13 protein-coding genes are annotated in these 17550 nt (G+C 68.9%); 9 read left to right on the plus strand and 4 right to left on the minus strand.

Features of this window, described 5'->3' with window-relative positions; translation table 11 throughout:
• Nucleotides 1-95: 95 nt before the first annotated feature.
• Complete coding sequence (glmU, locus tag VF536_RS02410; protein ID WP_331613188.1) at nucleotides 96-1469, plus strand: bifunctional UDP-N-acetylglucosamine diphosphorylase/glucosamine-1-phosphate N-acetyltransferase GlmU; 1374 nt, start codon at nucleotides 96-98, stop codon at nucleotides 1467-1469.
• Nucleotides 1470-1664: 195 nt separating this feature from the next.
• Nucleotides 1665-2141 (plus strand): hypothetical protein, encoded by a 477-nt coding sequence (locus VF536_RS02415; protein WP_331613189.1) that lies wholly within the window; start codon nucleotides 1665-1667, stop codon nucleotides 2139-2141.
• A 15-nt stretch (nucleotides 2142-2156) separates the two neighbouring features.
• Here the strand turns inward: VF536_RS02415 and VF536_RS02420 are convergent, their stop codons facing one another.
• Both VF536_RS02420 and VF536_RS02425 read right to left on the minus strand, forming a co-directional pair.
• A complete protein-coding gene (locus tag VF536_RS02420; protein ID WP_331613190.1) occupies nucleotides 2157-2987 on the minus strand; it encodes a transposase in 831 nt (276 codons plus the stop codon).
• Between the two features lie 238 nt (nucleotides 2988-3225).
• Nucleotides 3226-3708 carry a thioredoxin family protein gene (locus VF536_RS02425; RefSeq protein WP_331613191.1) on the minus strand — a complete coding sequence of 161 codons (483 nt, stop codon included), beginning with the start codon at nucleotides 3706-3708 and terminating at the stop codon, nucleotides 3226-3228.
• A 156-nt stretch (nucleotides 3709-3864) separates the two neighbouring features.
• Here VF536_RS02425 and VF536_RS02430 point away from each other — a divergent pair, with 156 nt between their 5' ends.
• The 4 genes from VF536_RS02430 to VF536_RS02445 all read left to right on the plus strand — a co-directional run bounded on the left by VF536_RS02430 (nucleotide 3865) and on the right by VF536_RS02445 (nucleotide 7273).
• Complete coding sequence (locus tag VF536_RS02430) at nucleotides 3865-4779, plus strand: DUF808 domain-containing protein (RefSeq protein ID WP_331613192.1); 915 nt, start codon at nucleotides 3865-3867, stop codon at nucleotides 4777-4779.
• 5 nt (nucleotides 4780-4784) lie between these two features.
• Nucleotides 4785-5027, plus strand: coding sequence for a hypothetical protein (locus tag VF536_RS02435; RefSeq protein WP_331613193.1), 243 nt, complete (start codon nucleotides 4785-4787; stop codon nucleotides 5025-5027).
• Between the two features lie 54 nt (nucleotides 5028-5081).
• Nucleotides 5082-5693 (plus strand): UPF0149 family protein, encoded by a 612-nt coding sequence (locus VF536_RS02440; protein WP_331613194.1) that lies wholly within the window; start codon nucleotides 5082-5084, stop codon nucleotides 5691-5693.
• An 80-nt stretch (nucleotides 5694-5773) separates the two neighbouring features.
• Nucleotides 5774-7273, plus strand: a complete 1500-nt coding sequence (locus tag VF536_RS02445) for a M48 family metalloprotease (RefSeq protein ID WP_331613195.1) — start codon at nucleotides 5774-5776, stop codon at nucleotides 7271-7273.
• 268 nt (nucleotides 7274-7541) lie between these two features.
• Here VF536_RS02445 and VF536_RS02450 read toward each other — a convergent pair whose 3' ends face one another.
• Complete coding sequence (locus VF536_RS02450; protein WP_331613196.1) at nucleotides 7542-10211, minus strand: S9 family peptidase; 2670 nt, start codon at nucleotides 10209-10211, stop codon at nucleotides 7542-7544.
• 214 nt (nucleotides 10212-10425) lie between these two features.
• Between VF536_RS02450 and VF536_RS02455 the strand changes: the two genes are divergently transcribed.
• The 3 genes from VF536_RS02455 to VF536_RS02465 all read left to right on the plus strand — a co-directional run bounded on the left by VF536_RS02455 (nucleotide 10426) and on the right by VF536_RS02465 (nucleotide 11834).
• Nucleotides 10426-11037 (plus strand): hypothetical protein, encoded by a 612-nt coding sequence (locus VF536_RS02455; protein WP_331613197.1) that lies wholly within the window; start codon nucleotides 10426-10428, stop codon nucleotides 11035-11037.
• A 73-nt stretch (nucleotides 11038-11110) separates the two neighbouring features.
• Complete coding sequence (locus tag VF536_RS02460; RefSeq protein ID WP_331613198.1) at nucleotides 11111-11404, plus strand: hypothetical protein; 294 nt, start codon at nucleotides 11111-11113, stop codon at nucleotides 11402-11404.
• A 46-nt stretch (nucleotides 11405-11450) separates the two neighbouring features.
• The gene (locus VF536_RS02465) at nucleotides 11451-11834 is read left to right on the plus strand and encodes a VOC family protein (RefSeq protein WP_331613199.1); all 384 of its coding nucleotides are present in this window, start codon (nucleotides 11451-11453) and stop codon (nucleotides 11832-11834) included.
• Between the two features lie 42 nt (nucleotides 11835-11876).
• Here the strand turns inward: VF536_RS02465 and uvrA are convergent, their stop codons facing one another.
• Nucleotides 11877-17513 carry an excinuclease ABC subunit UvrA gene (gene uvrA / locus VF536_RS02470; protein ID WP_331613200.1) on the minus strand — a complete coding sequence of 1879 codons (5637 nt, stop codon included), beginning with the start codon at nucleotides 17511-17513 and terminating at the stop codon, nucleotides 11877-11879.
• Nucleotides 17514-17550 lie beyond the last annotated feature (37 nt).

Genomic DNA, 17550 nt, shown 5'->3' on the forward strand with positions numbered 1-17550 from the left:
CAAGCGGCGACAACCGGTCACCGCGACGTCGTGAAGCGCGTCGCGGGCGACCCCGATAATCGCGGTCTCTCCAACAGGGAACCGCGATTCTTCTTATGTCGCTGAACATCGTCGTCATGGCCGCGGGCAAAGGCACCCGCATGAAGTCCAGCCTGCCCAAGGTGCTGCACAAGCTCGCCGGTCGCGGTCTGCTCCAGCACGTGCTCGGCAACACCGCCGCGCTGGCCGCGGACGCCCGCATCGTCATCACCGGCCATGGCGCCGACCAGGTCGAAGCCGCCGTCGGCGGCGAGGGCCTGCGCTTCGTGCGTCAGGAGCCGCAGCTCGGCACCGGCCACGCGATCCAGCAGACGGTCCCGGCGCTGGTCGCCGGCGGCAGCACCCTCATCCTCAGCGGCGACACCCCGCTGATCAGCACCGCGACCACGCGCGCGCTGGTCGAGGCCTGCGGCGGCGACAAGCTCGTGCTGCTAACCATCGAGTACGCCGACCCGACCGGCTACGGCCGCATCGTCCGCGAGGGAGAAGCGGTCAAGGCGATCGTCGAGCACAAGGACGCCAGCGATGCGCAGCGCAGCATCCGCGAGTGCTACACCGGCATCATGGCCGCGCCGACCGAAGCGCTGAAGCGCTGGGTCGGTCAGTTGAACAACAACAACGCGCAGGGCGAGTACTACCTGACCGACATCGTCGCGATGGCCGTCGCAGAAGGCGTCCCCGTCGTCGGTGTGAAGACGCGCGACGAGACGGAGGTGCTGGGCGTCAACAGCCCCTCGCAGCTCGCTCAACTGGAGCGTCGCTTCCAGCTCGTCCAGGCCGAGGCCCTGATGACCGCTGGCGTGCGCCTGGCCGACCCGTCGCGCTTCGACCTGCGCGGCACGCTGACCTGCGGCAAGGACGTCGAGATCGACGTCAACTGCGTCTTCGAAGGCCAGGTGACGCTGGGTGACGGCGTGCGCATCGGCGCGAACTGCGTGATCCGCAACGCGACGATCGCCGCCAACGCCCGCATCCACGAGTTCACCCACATCGACGGCGAAGCCGCCGGTGCCAGCGTCGGCGAAGGCGCGCTGATCGGCCCGTTCGCGCGGCTGCGCCCGGGCGCCCAGTTGGGCGCGGAAGTCCACATCGGCAACTTCGTCGAGGTGAAGAACTCGACGCTGGCCAAGGGCGCCAAGGCCAACCACCTGGCCTACCTGGGCGACGCCACCGTCGGCGAGCGCGTCAACTACGGCGCCGGCAGCATCACGGCCAACTACGACGGCGCCAACAAGCATCGCACGACCATCGGCGCGGACGTCCACGTGGGCTCGAACTGCGTGCTGGTCGCCCCCGTCACGCTGGGCGACGGCGCCACCATCGGCGGCGGTTCGACCATCACCAAGGACGTCGAACCCGGCGGCCTGGCTGTGGCGCGGGGCAGACAAACCGTGATTTCAGGCTGGAGCCGCCCCAAGAAGGCGAAGTGATTCACCCAAACCAGCGAAGAAACGCCTTAAGCTCGGTCTGTTCGTGTCACGAAGTGTGACAAGTTCACGTGAACCGGCCTCCCGGGCGCTTGCGCCTCGGGGGTTCCCCCCGAGCTGTGGGAGGCGCGTTTGCCGGTAGCTGCCTAGCATCCGCTTCGTTGATTGGCTGAACCGCTGTTCCCCAGCTGAACTCTCATGGCGAACTCCAAGACTGCTTCTCCGCTGCTGCCCCAGGACGACGATCTGATCGCCGTGCCGCCGGCATCCGCTGCGCTGGACGCGTTGGCGGATCGCTCGGACGATCCGGCCGCCCAGGCGGCGCGGGCCGAGTCGCTGGAGCAGTTGGCGATGTCGCACGCGATGTCGGATCAGGCGGCGGAAGCCTGCTTCTACCTGTGCCGCAGCCTGGGGCTGGCTCGCCAGCAGCGGGCGCCGGACGCCGAGCCGGATCTGGAACTGCTGTTCCAGTTGCTGGGTGCCCTGGCGGATCTGCCGGGCGAAGTCTCCGCCCTGCCCATGCCCGAAGGCGAAGCCGACGGTCTGGGCGTTGCCGAACTCTGTCACCAGTTGAGCGCTGCTCGCGAAATGACAACGGCCGCCTGGAACGAGGCGGCCGAGTCGGATGAATCGGTAGCAGCTTGCCCGGCAGCCCCTGCGCGGGCCCTGCACTGAGCCTTCAGCGGCTTTTCAGCGCTGACGCTCATGGCCGGCGATGAGCCGGCTCACTCGAGACACTGAAAGTCCCAGTTCACGCGCGAGTTCGGTCATCGACTGACCACCTTCGGTGTGCGCGCGATACAGCGCCTCTTCCCGGCTGCCGCTGGACTTGAGCCAATCGCCCCAGCGACGCGGGCGCGGCGTGCGTGGCGGGTGCTCGCTGAGCCGCACCGTCCGCTGCACAAACGCCGCATCGCCCAGGAAGATCTGGTGACGCAGCTGCGTCCAGATGTCCAGGTCAGGCTCGGCTTCCACGATCGCCTGGTAACGCTGCGCGGCCTTGCGGCGATCCGCCGCGTTCTGCGGCACACGGCCCAGGACGTTGGTCCACAGGCCGTCGACTTCCAACCAGTCCGGCGCAGTCACCAGACCAGCGTGTGCTTGCAGGCTGCTCCAGCGCCAGGCCGTCGGCGAGGACGCCAGCCCGGCACGCCGCCCGATCAACTCCACATAGCGGCAGGCGTCCAGCAGCAGATGCTCGCGGTCCACCAGCACGGCCTTGAACCGCCCTTGGAAGACGTGCCCGATCTGCCCATGGCGCCGGTTGTGCGCCTGCGTGTACACGCCGTTCAAATGGCGCATCAGGCGGGAGAGGTTCGCCTGCCGGGTGAACAGCAGCAGTTCGTAGTGTTCGCGGCCCAGTCCATAGGCGAGCACCTGGGCGTCGAAGCGTTCCGCCGCCTGCTGGATCAGCCCGAGCATCGCCTGGCGATCCTCGTCGTCGGTGAAGACATGCGCGTCGCCACGCGTCGCCACGTGGTAGACGGCGCCGGGGAACTCGATGCGTAGGGGCCTGGCCATGCCCAACAAATAGGCGATGGCCGCACAAAAGACAAGCGTCCGGGCCGGGATTCCAGGCCGGACGCAAGACTTGACCCCTGATCGCGGGGCCTGCGGGCGTGCTGCAGCGCGGAAGGGATCGCCGGAAGAGCCCGGCGATAGCCGGAGCGCTATCGGGGGTCAGGACTCAACAGCAAAACCTGGAACCCACCTTCCGGACGGCGGAATGCCTGCCTACGCATGAATCCCGCAAGCCGATTCAGCTCTTGCCGAGCGACTCCAGCACCGTCAACACGGCGTCTTCGCCCATGTTGCGGGCGTCGGCGAGTTCGCCGCCCTTGGTCGTGCCCAGGACCTGGCCGTCGGCGCCGATCACCGCGACGGTCGGGATGCCCTTCTTCAGCGTCACGCCCATCTGGTTGGCGACGTCCACGTTCTTGTCGAAGCGGCCGACGTTGACCTTCACCGTCACGAAGCGCTTGTCGACGGCGGCGCCGAGGTGACCGTCCTTGAAGCCCTTGTTCAGCGCCAGGCAGTCCTTGCACCAGTTGGCGCCGTAGACCACCAGCACCTGCTTGCCGTCCTTGGCGGCGCGGGCGACGGCGTTGTTGATGTCGGCGCGGGCGTCGGCCTGCTCGTCGTAGGGACCGGGTCCCGAGGCGGCGTCGGCGGCGTGGACCGAGGTCACGGACACCGCGGCGAGCGCGGCGGCGAACAGCAAGGAGGCGGTGCGGCGTTTCATGACGCAGGAGTGTGCCACCGGCTTCAATTCCGTGACGGTCGCGAGGGGCTGCGAGGGCGGAGAAACCGCTGTCCGCGGCCTGAAAGCCCGGCGGCTTGCGGTACAAAGGCGGGCTTCGCACAAATCATCACTTTCAGGGAACGGGACTCTTCCGCCATGGCCTCCAGCCTGCTCGCACTGCTCGACGACATCACCACGGTCCTGGACGACGTGGCCCTGCTCTCCAAGATGGCCGCCAAGAAGACCTCCGGCGTCCTGGGCGACGATCTGGCGCTCAACGCGCAGCAGGTCACCGGCGTCAGTGCCGACCGCGAACTGCCGGTGGTCTGGGGCGTCTTCAAGGGCTCCATGCTCAACAAGGCCATCCTGGTCCCGGCCGCGCTGGCGATCAGCGCCTGGGCGCCCTGGCTGGTCACGCCGCTGCTGATGATCGGCGGCGCCTACCTCTGCTTCGAGGGCGTCGAGAAGCTCGCCCACAAGTGGCTGCACACCGCCGAGGACGACGCCCATGAAGCGGCGCTCTCCGAGGCGATCCAGAACCCCGCCATCGACCTCGCCGCGCTGGAGCGCGACAAGGTCAAGGGGGCGATCCGCACCGACTTCATCCTGTCCGCCGAGATCATCGCGATCACGCTGGGCACGGTGGCCGACGCGACCTTCACGACGCGTCTGCTGGTGCTGTCCGGCATCGCCATCGTCATGACGATCGGCGTCTACGGCCTGGTCGCCGGCATCGTCAAGCTGGACGACGCCGGTCTCTGGCTGAGCCGCAAGGCCGCCGCCTGGCAGCAGGCGCTGGGCCGCGGCCTGCTGTGGCTGGCGCCGTGGCTGATGAAGGCCTTGTCGGTGGCGGGCACGGCGGCGATGTTCCTGGTCGGCGGCGGCATCCTGACGCACGGCGCGCCCTTCCTGCACCACGCGATCCAGCACGTCGTCGAAGCGCTGGGGGTCACCGGCTTCGTCCGGACGGTCGTCGAAGTGCTGGGCGACGCCATCGCCGGCATCCTGGCGGGCATCGTCGTCGTGGCGGTGGTCACCGGTATCCAGCGCCTGCGTCATCGCCGAGAATGACGCCCATGAAGACGCATCACATCGAAGTCCAGAAGCTCAAGGGCGCCTCGAATTCCTCCACCAGCGGCCTGGTGACCTTCAAGCTGGACGCCCTGGTCAGGGAACGCGAGCCGGTCGACGGCATCGAGCCGAGCACCCTGCTCGTCCTGACCGAGGCCAACGCCCGCGTGCTGATGGCGCTGCTCAAGACGCAGCTGACCGACATGGACGGCCGCAAGCCCAAGAGCCGTCACGGCCGGCACGGCTGAGCCCGCTGAATCCACCGATTCCACTGAACATCGCCCGACTCTCCAGGATCCGACATGGACTTTCCGCAGTACCAGCCTGACAAGGCCCTCTACACCCCGCTGACCGACGACGAGCTGTCGGACCTGGACGACTTCCTGTCCGAGCTGGACAACGACGCCGCGATGAACATCGAGGCGCTGGACGGCTACCTCAGCGCGCAGCTGCTGAGCCCGCTGCCGCTGAGCGACAAGCCCGGCGCCGAGTGGATGAGCCCGGTGTGGGGCGGCGGCGACCCGTTCCCCAGCGGCAAGCAGCGCAAGAAGATCGCCCTGCTGCTGCTGCGCCACGTGCACAGCCTGTCGGTGCAGTGGACCTCCAAGCAGGATGAATGGGAGCCCATCTTCAGCGTCGCCGAGGAAGGCGAACAGCAGCTGGTGGACGCCGAGGACTGGTGCACCGGCTTCATGATCGGCGTCGACCAGGACGGCGAGGCGTGGACGCCGCTGTTCGACCACGTCAAGACCGCGGCCGCGCTCGCGCCGATCGCCCTGCTGGGCGGCGACGAGAGCCAGCTCAGCGCCGAGGACCAGGAAAAGCTCACCGACCTGCACTGGCGCGACGCGCTCAGCCGTGAGGTGCCGGAAGGCGTGCTGACACTGTGGACGCTGCGTTCGCAGGCCGAGTGAACGCCTGAACGGCGAGCTCGACTGACCACAGGCCCGGTCGAACGACCGGGCGCCCTTCTCCTCAACCATCGCTGGTTCCGATGAAGCGCAACTTCCCGATCGCGGTGCTGGCCACCGCCGCCTTGCTGACGATCGCCGGCTGCGGCACCAACGTCGTCAACCCCGTCACCGGCCGCACCGAACGCAGCGCGATGAGTCCGCAGCAGGAAGTCGCGACGGGGAAGCAGGCGCACCAGGACGTGCTCAAGGAGTATTCGGTCGTCGACGACCCGAAGCTCCAGGCCTACGTCACCGCGCTGGGCAACAAGCTGGCGGCGCAATCGCACCGGGCGGAACTCGAGTGGCATTTCACCGTGCTCGACAGTCCGGAGGTCAACGCCTTCGCGCTGCCGGGCGGGTACGTCTACGTGACGCGGGGCATCCTCGCGTACATGGAGAACGAGGCCGACCTCGCCGGCGTGATGGGCCATGAGATCGGCCACGTCACCGCGCGCCACGGCGCGCAGCGCGCGACGCGCCAGCAGAACGCCGGCATCGGCGTGCTGGCGGCGACGGTGCTGGGTGCAGTGCTGGAGTCGCGCGGCGTCAGCGGCGCGACGGACCTCGCGGGCCAGGTCTCGCAGAACGCCGCGGCGGGCTACATCGCCTCCTACAGCCGCGAGCAGGAACTGCAGGCGGACCAGCTCGGCGCCGAATACCTCTCGCGCAACCGCTACGACCCGAAGCACATGGTCGACGTGATCCAGGTCTTGAAGGACCAGGAGCAGTTCGCCGCCGATCAGGCCAAAGCGCAGGGCAAGCAGCCGCAGAGCGGCAACAGCTGGCTGGCCTCGCACCCGAGCAACGAGCAGCGCCTGCAGCGCATCCGCGACGAGGCGGCGCAACTCACCGGCGACAAGCCGGTCGACGAGAACCGCGCGGCCTTCCTGCAGGCGATCGACGGCATGGTCTTCGGCGACAGCCCCTCGCAGGGGCTGGTGCGCGGCCAGCAGTTCCTGCATCCGACGCTGGACATCGCGCTGACGGCGCCCGCCGGCTGGGCGCTGCAGAACGGCAGCGAGACCTTGACGGTGATGAGCCCGCAACGCGACGCGGCGCTGATCCTGCAGCCGGTACCGGAGAAGGCGGGCACGGTGCACGACGACATCCTGCGCCGCTGGGGCGCGGAACAGGGTCGCACGGACGCGAAGACGATCAACGGCCTGAAGGCCACGCACTTCAGCGGCGTGCGCAAGAACGCGCAGGGCCAGCGCGGCAATGCCGAGATCACGCTGATCACGAGCGCCAAGGGCGCGGTGTACGCGCTGGTCTACGCGGCGAAGGACGGGCAGTCGCTGCAGGCGCGACGTTCCGCGCTCACACAGGCGGAAGAGAGCTTCCGCGCGCTGACGGCCGATGACAGGAAGCTGGCCAAGCCGTGGAAGGTCGCGCTGCGGCCCTACCCGGCCGGCGGTTTCGCCGAGATGGCGAAGACCTCGGTGATCACCGAGGCGCAACTGAAGCTGCTCAACGGCCGCTATGGCGGCGAAGCGCTGCCCAAGGTGGGTGAGCGCGTGAAGACGGTCGTCGCGGCGCCCTGATCTCGGAAACGACAAGCCCCGCAGTCCTCGGTCGCAAAACCGACGAAGTGCGGGGCTGATGGGGGACGGCAGGTCGCGGGGTTTCGGCCCTTGCGGCCGGGGGAGAGCGGGACCGAGTCCAGTCCAGTGGACTGGACGACGCCCGCGAGCGCTGGAGGGCCGCAGGTCCGACAGCCCTGCGACCTGGCGGCCAACGCTTGACCTCAGCAGGTAGGCGTTGTCACCACCACCGCGACAGGTGGGAGCCGCCCCACCCGCCGCTACAGCATCACTTCTGCTGCGCCGCTCCCAGGTTCCGCAGCCAGAACTGCTCGTACTTCCGATGCCAGCCCACGGCCTTCACTGCGCCGCCGAGCGCGTGTTCGCCGTCCGGATCGAGGAAGAGTTCAACCAGCCCTTCCTTGCCCGACTCCAGCAGCGCGCGGTACACGTTGACGGTGTCCTGGTAGAGGACGTTCGGGTCCTGCATCCCGTGCACCAGCAGCAGCGGCTTCTTGAGGTTCTTGGCCAGCGGCAGCAGCGAGTACTTGCGCAGCACGGGCTTGGTCCGATCGACCTTGCCGATGGTGCGTCCGCTGTACCAGCTGTTGTAGTTCTCCCATTCCGTCGGGCCTGCGCCCGCGATGCCGGCCGCGAACAGGTCGGGCTTGGTGTACATCGTGTACTGGGTCTGGAAGCCGCCGAAGCTCCAGCCGTTCAGGCCGATGCGCGCGCCATCGACGCCCAGGTTGGCCTTCATGTAGGCGGCCAGGTCCTCGAGGTCTTCAGTCTGCGGCGCGCCCGGCTTCTCCCAGTTCGCGTCGGCAAACTTTTCGCCGTAGTTGGAGTGGCCGCGCGGGTCCACCGTCACCGTGACGTAGCCGTGCTTGGCCGCCATGTACATCGCGAAGACGTAGCCGGTCGGCTGGAAGCTGTCGGTCTCGACCGAGTGGCGGTCGTTCAGCGGGCCGCCGTAGGTGTAGACGATCGCCGCGCGCTTGTCGCTGGGCGCCCAGCCCAGCGGCTTGAAGACGTAGGCGGGGATGGTGTCGCCGTGGCGGTTCTTGAAGCTGAAGCGCTCCGGACGCAGCACGTCGACCTGCGCCCAGGCGGGGTCGTGGCTTTGCGTCAACAGCTTACCCGCCTCCACGCCAGCCGCCGGGGCCTGGCCCTTCAGGAGCTTGAGCTCGGGACGTTCGGCCCAGTTGCCGGCCACCGCCGCGGCCCACTGGCCGTTGCGCGCCACCACCGCGTTGCGGTGGTAGTCCGGCGAGCGGCCCAGCGCCGTCATGCGGCCGTCCTTCAGGTCGACGCGCCAGACGTTCATCGCCGCGTAGTCGTCCTTGTTGGCGACGACGAACATCGTCTTCGCATCCGGCGTGAAGCCCAGCACCTGGAAGGCTTCGAACTCGCCCGTCAGCAGCGGCTTCACCGACCGGTCGGCGCCGGCCGCCAGGCTCATCGCGTAGGGCTGGCGCCAGCCGTTGTCGGCCAGGATCAGCACCAGCTGCTTCGAGTCCGGCGTGAACGACGGCGTCATCACGTTGACCAGCTCGTGGTGGATGGGCGCGCGGCGCTCCAGCACCATCTCCGGCTTCGCCTCGCCCGGCTTGCCGAGGTAGACACGGAACAGGTCCTTCTCACGCTCGAAGGTGGTGAAGGCGTAGACGCTGCCGTCGCGGGCCCACACCACCGGCGAGATCTCGAACCAGCTGTCGCCGCCCGGATGCGTGAACACCGGCTGCGGCTGGCGTTCCGGCGCGGCGCCGGGCGTCGGCACCTTGCGGATGTAGATCGCCATCGAGGGCACGCCGCGCTTGTCGTCGGAGACCTCGCGGTCGACCTTCTTCGCGGTCGCCCAGCGGTCGTTGAAGTTCATGATCTCGACCTGCCGGCCCGGCTTGGGCAGCGGCTTGCCGTCGGCGCCGACCAGCGGCGCGTTGGCGACCAGCGCCATCCAGCGGCCGTCCTCGCTCATCGCGGTCTGGGCGATCTTGAACTTGCGGTCCTCGTCGTCCGGATTGAACAGCTCGCGGTTGATCACCTCGATGCCGGCCGTGGCCAGGCGCACGCGCAGCACGCGCGTCTCGTCCTGGACGATCAGGAACTGGTCGTCCGGCGCGTAGGCCACCGGCTTGAGCGTGCGGCCCGTGGCGAGCAGCGGCTCGGCGCGCTCGCTGCCCGCCTTCCAGCGCAGCAGCTGGCCGCGGTACGACAGCACGAGCTCCTCGCCCTTGGACGCCCACACGAACTGCGACACGCCGGGGTACAGGTCCTCGGGCTTGAGCTTCTCGCGCTCGCGCTTCTTCTTCAGCTCGTCGCGCAGCTCCCAGAGCGCCATGTCCTTGGGATCCTTGGCCGGCTTCTTCGCCTCGGGCGCCGAAGCACCGGACGCGGGGGCCGCGGCGGCGGCCGGAGCGTCGCCCCAGGCGGCCTTCTCGGCGGCCTTGCGGGCCTCCTCGCGCGACTTGCGCTCGGCCAGTTCGACCTTCAACTCGTCGATGGCCTTGCGTTCCCATTGCTCCAGATCCACCGCCTCGCCGCGCAGGTAGGCGGCCTGCGCCTCCTCACGGGCCTGGCGCTCGGTCAGCTCGTCGCGCTTCTGCTTGAGCTTCTTCGCGTAGCGGTCCAGGTTCTCGGGCGTCTCCACCGCAGCCATCAGCGTCGGCGACGTCAGGCGCAGCGTCCTGCCCGTCTGCGTGTCATGCACATAGAGGTCGCTGCCCGGCTCGCCGAACGGGTTCCACAGGTAGGCGACGTAACGGCCGCTCGCGCTGAACTTGGCGTCCTTGGCGGACTCGCCGCGATAAGGTTCGGCGCGGAACAGCTGCTCCAGCGTCAGCGGCCGGTTGGTCACGGCCACCGGTGCGGCGGCCGTCTGCGCCAGCGACGCCTCGCTGGTGATCAGCCCCGTCGCCAGGGTCGCCAGCGCCAGGGAAGTCAGGATCCATTGCTTCAATCGTTGCTCCACGTCCCGCAGGGTCGGCGGGGGACGCGGGATTCTAGGGACACGGTCAACAACTGCTTACCGCTGCGATGTCCACCACATCCGTCAAGCGCGCGTTAACTGTCCATACTTTCCCTAGGCAGGCCCTTTCCGGACGCCTCGCCCATGACCTCCGGCAGGGGGAAAGGTCGCGAAGCGAACCGGAGGCACCAGAAAGAGGTATTCGATGAAGCACCTGATTCAACGCATCCTCGGCGCCGTGGCGCTGACGGCCGGCGCCCTGGGCGCGCCGGCGGCCTTCGCGGGCGACGTGGGCGTGTCCATCAGCGTCGGCCAACCGGGCTTCTATGGCCGGATCGACGTGGGCAACGTCCGGCCCGATGTGGTGTACGCGCAGCCGATGGTGATCGAGCGCGTGTATGCGCCGGCGCCTCCGCTCTACCTGCGTGTGCCGCCGGGGCACTACCGCTCCTGGGCGCGTCATTGCGGCTACTACGGCGCCTGCGGCCGGCAGGTGTACTTCGTGCAGGAGGGCTGGTACTCCCGCGCCTATGCGCCGGCGTATTACGGCCGCCCGCATGTGCATCCGATGCCGGTGTACGCGCCGCCCCCGCCGCGCTGGGATCCGCCGCGCCGCGATCATTGGGACGGCCGCCGCGACTGGCACGACCATCGCGACGACCGCCGCGGCTGGGAAGGCCGCCGCTGGGACGAACGCCGCGACGACCATCGTGGCGGTGACCGTGGCGGCTGGGACCGCGGCGGTGATCGCGGTGACCGGGGCGATAGAGGCGATCGGGGCGGCCACGGCAACGGACACGGCCGGCATCGCGACTGACAGACGGGTCGCGGGGCCTCGCGTATAGTGGTCGGCTTACACACCAGCAAGGTGTGATTCACAGCGCCGACGTATGTTCGCCCAAGTCCTCGCCACTCTCGGTCTGCTGACCTGCGTGTTCCTCGCGATCGACATGGCCTTGCCGCGCCGGCATCAACTGGCGTGGCGCGCCTGGCTGAAGCGGACCGGACTGCGCGTGAGCGGCTTCAGTCTGCGTGGCCGCTTCAATTCCCGCGACCGCCGCCGCGCGGCCCACGATGCGGCACTGGACGCGATCGCCCGCGCCAAGAACCGCTCGGGCACCTGGGACGGCAACGTCTATCACGGCGACGACTTCGAGCAGCGGCAGCGGCGCAAGCCGCATTGAGCGTCTCGCCGCGCGCGGACCCAACGATCGATCCGGAAGCGCCGCGATGGCCGTCCTCGATCACCTCATCCTCAAGGTCAACGACCTCGCCGACAGCCTCGCGTTCTACGTCGGCATCCTGGGTTTCACGAACGAAGGCGCCTCGGGTCCGTTCACGGTGATCCGCGTCGGCCGCGATTGCCAGCTGCAACTCGCGCCGTGGGGCACGCCCGGGATGGAGCACTACGCGTTCTCGGTCTCTCCCGAGGAGTTCGATCGCATTTTCGAGCGCGTGAAGGCGGCGGGGATCGGCTACGGGCCCAGCTTCCACGCGGTCGGCACCAACACCGGCCCCGGTGAAGAGATCGGCGCCCGAGGCGCGGCGCCGACGCTGTACTTCAACGATCCGAACAGGCATCTGATCGAGATCAGGGCGTATCCGGACGTTTGAGCGAGCTCGACCAGGCGACCGCCGAAGCGGTCGCTTGAACACTCACCGCCGCGCCAGCACCGGCGCGAGCGCCTTCCCGGTGTGCGTCCCCTGTTCGACCAAGGTCTCCGGCCGCCCTTGCGCGACCACGAGCCCGCCCGCCGAGCCGCCTTCCGGTCCGAGGTCCAGCACCCAGTCCGCTTCCGCGATCACATCGAGGTCGTGCTCGATCACGACCACGCTGTGTCCGCCATCCACCAGCCGGTGCAGCACGCGGATGAGCTTCTCGACGTCCGCCATGTGCAGCCCGACCGTCGGCTCGTCCAGCACGTACAGCGTGTGGGGCGCCTTCTGGCCGCGGCGCGTGACGTCGTCGCGCACCTTCACCAGTTCGGACACCAGCTTGATCCGCTGCGCCTCGCCGCCCGACAGCGTCGGGCTCGGCTGCCCCAGCGTCAGGTAACCCAGCCCCACGTCCTGCAGCAGCTTCAGCGGATGCGAGATCGAGGTCATCGCAGCGAAGAACTCCACCGCCTCGTCGACCTCCATCTGCAGCACCTCGCCGATGCTCTTGCCGCGCCAGCTCACCGCCAGCGTCTCCGGATTGAAACGCTGTCCGTGGCACTGGTCGCACAGCACCTTCACGTCCGGCAGGAAGCTCATCGCGATCGTGCGCATGCCCTGACCCTCGCAGCCCGGGCAACGGCCTTCGCCGGTGTTGAAGCTGAAGCGTGCCGGCGCGTAACCCCGCGCCTTCGCCTCCAGCGTCTCGGCGAACAGCTTGCGGATCGCGTCCCAGAAGCCGATGTAAGTCGCCGGGCAGCTGCGCGGCGTCTTGCCGATCGGCGTCTGGTCGACCTCGAGCACGCGGTCCACCTGCGCGTGGCCCACGACCGCGTCGCAGCCCACCCACTTCGACGGCGCCCGGCGCAGCGGCACCGCCGCGGCCATGTTGGCCAGCAGCACGTCGCGCGCCAACGTCGACTTGCCGGAGCCCGACACCCCCGTGATCGCCACCAGCCGGTGCAGCGGCACGTCCACCGTCACCCCGCGCAGGTTGTGCAGCGAGGCGTTCAGCACCGTCAGCTTCGGCGCGTCCGCCTCCATCACGCGGCGCTCCTTCAGCGGATGCACCAGCGGTCTCGACAGGAAACGTCCCGTGAGCGAATCGGGGTTCTTCGCGATCTCCTCGGCCGTGCCTTCGGCGATCACGCGACCGCCGCGCTTGCCCGCGCTCGGGCCGATGTCGATGATGTGGTCGGCGCGACGGATCGTGTCCTCGTCGTGCTCGACGACCACCAGCGTGTTGCCCTTGTCGCCCAGCGTGGCCAGCGCCTTCAGCAGGATCTGGTTGTCGCGCGGGTGCAGGCCGATGGTGGGTTCGTCCAGCACGTAGCAGACGCCCTGCAGGTTGCTGCCGAGCTGCGCCGCCAGACGGATGCGCTGCGCCTCGCCGCCCGACAGGGTCGGCGCCGCGCGGTCCAGCGTCAGGTAGCCGAGTCCCACTTCCTCCAGGAACTCCAGGCGCCCCTTGATCTCGACGACCACGTCCCGCGCGATCTCCGCGTCACGTCCCGTCAGCGTCAGGGCGGCGATCCATTCGCGGGCCTCCTTCACGCTCCAGGACGCGACCGTCCCGATCGTCTCGTGCTCGAAGCTCACCGCGCGCGCCACCGGATTCAGCCGCGCGCCGTGGCAATCGGGACACGGCGCGTCGCTCAGGTCCTCGATCTCGGCTTCCTCCGCGGGGAAGCTCTGTTCGCGGCCGCGGTTGTCCTTGTCCTGCTGCGTGTCGTCCAGCGCCTTGCGCTGCTCCCGCGTCAGCGCCAGGCCCGTGCCCACGCAGGTCGTGCACCAGCCGTGCTTGGAGTTGTAGCTGAACAGCCGCGGGTCCAGCTCCGGATAGCTGGTGCCGCATTGCGGGCACGCCCGCTTGGTGGAGAAGACGCGCAGCTCGCCGATGCCACGCGTCGCCTTGCCGCTGCGCAGCGCGTCGTGCAGGCCGTCCAGCGGCGACAGCACATGCACCACGCCCTTGCCGTGGTCCAGCGCCTTGGCCAGCAGCTCGCGCAGCTCGGCCTCGGTCTCCGGCGTGATCTTCATGTCGCCGACCGGCAGCTCGATGCTGTGCTCCTTGAAGCGGTCCAGACGCGGCCACGGGCTGGTCGGCAGGAACTCGCCGTCCACGCGCAGGTGGGTGTGGCCGCGCTGCTTGGCCCATTTCGCGAGGTCGGTGTAGACGCCCTTGCGGTTGACCACCAGCGGCGCGAGCAGCCCGATGTGCCTGCCCTTGTAGTCGCGCAGCAGCTGCGCGGCGATGGCTTCGACGCTCTGCGGCTTGACCGGCGTGCCGTCGTGCGCGCAATGCTGGACGCCCAGCTTCACGTAGAGCAGGCGCAGGAAGTGCCAGACCTCGGTCGTCGTCGCGACCGTGCTCTTGCGACCGCCGCGGGACAGGCGCTGCTCGATCGCGACGGTCGGCGGGATGCCCCACACCGCGTCGACCTCGGGCCGGCCCGCCGGCTGCACGATCGAACGCGCGTAGGCGTTCAGCGATTCCAGATAGCGGCGCTGGCCCTCGTTGAACAGGATGTCGAAGGCGAGCGTGCTCTTGCCCGAGCCCGACACCCCGGTCACGACGTTGAACTTGCCGCGCGGGATGCTGACGTCGACCGACTTCAGGTTGTGCTCGCGCGCGTTGACGATGCGGATCACCTCGTCTTCCTGGCGGCGCCGGCGCAGCAGCGACTGCAGTGGGCGGCCTTCCGAGACCTTGACCGGCGCGCGGTCCATCTCCAGCGCGTACTCACGCAGCGCCTTCGCTGTGTGCGAGGTGGGATGGTCCTTGAGATGCTCCGGCGTACCGGTCGCGACGACCAGACCGCCGTCCTCGCCGCCTTCCGGACCGAGGTCGATGACCCAGTCCGACGCACGGATCACGTCGAGGTTGTGCTCGATCAGGATCAGCGAATGCCCCGCCGACAGCAGCTTGCGCATTGCGCGCATCAGCTTGGCGATGTCGTCGAAGTGCAGGCCCGTCGTCGGTTCGTCGAACAGGAACAGCGTGCCCTTGGTGGCCGTCGCCTGGCGCGGCTTGGAGGCCGCTTCGGCCAGGTAGCCGGCGAGCTTGAGCCGCTGCGCCTCGCCGCCCGACAGCGTCGGCACCGGCTGACCCAGCGTCAGGTAGTCCAGCCCGACGTCCGACAGCGGCTGCAGCTTGTTGAGCACCTCGCGGTCGACGCTGAAGACGTGGAGCGCCTCGGCCACCGTCAGCTCCAGCACGTCGGAGACGCTGAGCTGCCGGCCGGCGCGCTCGAGCTTGACCTCGAGCAGCTCGGCGCGGAAGCGCTTGCCGTCGCAATCGGGGCAGCGCAGGTAGACGTCGGACAGGAACTGCATCTCGACGTGCTCGAAGCCCGAGCCACCGCAGGTCGGGCAGCGGCCATCGCCGGCGTTGAAGCTGAACATGCCGGCGCCGTAGCTGCGCTCCTTGGCCATGGTCGTGTCGGCGAAGCGCTTGCGGATCTCGTCGAAGACGCCGACGTAGCTCGCCGGGTTGGACCGCGCCGTCTTGCCGATCGGCGACTGGTCGACGAAGACCGCGTCGGCCAGCCAGTCCGCGCCCAGCAGCCGGTCGTGCTGGCCGGGCGTCTCGGTGGCCTGGCCGAACCAGCGCGCCAGCGCCGGATACAGCACGTCCTGCATCAGCGTGCTCTTGCCCGAGCCGGACACGCCCGTCACCGCCACCATGCGCTGCAACGGGAACTCGACGCTGACGTTCTTGAGGTTGTGCTCGCGCGCGCCTTCGAGGATCAGGCGCGGCGTGCTCTCCTCGACCACGCGCTTGAGGCCCATGCCCACGTGTTTGCGCGCACCGAGGTAGGAGCCGGTCAGGGTGTCGGCCGAACGGATCTGCTCCGGCGTGCCATCGAAGACGATCTGTCCGCCCTGCTGGCCCGGTCCCGGGCCCATGTCGATCAGGCGGTCCGCCGCCAGCATCACCGCCGGGTCATGCTCGACGACGACCAGCGTGTTGCCCGCGTCGCGCAGCCGCTGCATCGCCTCGACGATGCGGTTCATGTCGCGCGGATGCAGGCCGATGCTGGGCTCGTCCAGCACGAACAGCGTGTTGACCAGCGAGGTGCCCAGCGCCGTCGTCAGGTTGATGCGCTGCACCTCGCCGCCCGACAGCGTGCGGCTCTGCCGGTCCAGCGTCAGATAGCCGATGCCGACGTCCACGAGGTACTTCAGCCGGTTCCGGATCTCGTCCAGCAGGAGCTTCAGCGCCTCGTCCAGCAGCGTGCCGGGCAGCTGCAGCTCGTCCATGAAGCGTCTGAGCCGATGGATCGGGAGCTGCATCAGGTCGTGGACCGACAGGCCCGGCAGCGCTTCCAGTTGCGCGCGGGTCCACTTGACGCCTTCCGGCATGAAGCGCTTGTCCGCCGGCAAGGCCGCGTCGGCCAGCGCCTTCGAGCCGACGCGCCACAGCAGCGCTTCAGTCTTGAGCCGCGCGCCGCGGCAGGTCGGGCACTCGGTGTAGCTGCGGTACTTGGACAGCAGCACCCGGATGTGCATCTTGTAGGCCTTGCTCTCCAGGTACTCGAAGAACCGGCTCACGCCGTACCACTGCTTGTTCCAGTTGCCGTTCCAGTTCGGGCTGCCGCCGATGACCCAGTCGCGCTGGGCCGGCGTCATCTGGTTCCACGCCGTGTCGCGCGGGATGCCGGCATCGCCGGCGTACTTCAGCATGTCGTCCTGGCTCTCCTTCCAGGCGGGCGTCTGCATCGGCTTGATCGCGCCGCCGCGCAGGGTCTTGCGCTCGTCGGGGATCACCAGGCCGAGGTCCACACCGATCACGCGGCCGAAGCCGCGGCAGGTCTCGCAGGCGCCCATCGCCGAGTTGAACGAGAACAACGCCGGCTGCGGATCGGCGTAGCGGATGTCGCTCTCCGGGCAATGCAGGCCGGTGGAATAGCGCCACAGCGTGGGCTCGACGCCCTCCTCGGCGCTGAGCACATGCACCGTCAGCCGGCCGCTGCCGCGCTTGAGCGCCAGCTCGATTGCCTCCATGGCGCGCGCCTGCTCGACGCCCTGGATGCGGAAGCGGTCGGCGACGACGTCCAGCACCTTGCGTCCGTTGACGACGCGCTCGGACTGCACGCGCGTGAAGCCCGAAGCGGACAGCCATTGCTCGACTTCTCCGGCGCTGACCGACTCGGGCAGCTCGACCGGGAAGGTCAGCACCAGACGCGGGTCGTCGCCGACGGTGCGCGCCAGCAGTTCGGCGTAGATCGTCTGCGGCGTGTCGTGACGGACCGGCAGCGCGGTCTCGCGGTCGAACAGCGCCGCGCCGCGCGCGAACAGCAGCTTCAGGTGGTCGTTGAGCTCCGTCATCGTGCCGACGGTGGAGCGGCTGGTGCGGACCGGGTTGGTCTGGTCGATGGCGATGGCAGGGGGCACGCCCTCCACCTTGTCGACCGCCGGGCGGTCCATGCGGTCCAGGAACTGGCGCGCGTAGGCGGAGAAGGTCTCCACGTAGCGGCGCTGGCCCTCGGCATACAGCGTGTCGAAGACCAGGCTGGACTTGCCCGACCCGCTGGGCCCGGTCACCACCGTCAGTTCCCCCGTCCGGATGTCCAGGTCGAGGTTCTTGAGGTTGTGCTGCCGGGCGCCCCGGATGCGGATATCGGAATCGGACATGTGGTGTCGGCTCTCGCGCCTCGAAAAAGGCAGTGGG

This window comes from Roseateles sp. (assembly GCF_036486225.1).
Classification (GTDB): Bacteria; Pseudomonadota; Gammaproteobacteria; order Burkholderiales; family Burkholderiaceae_C; genus Roseateles.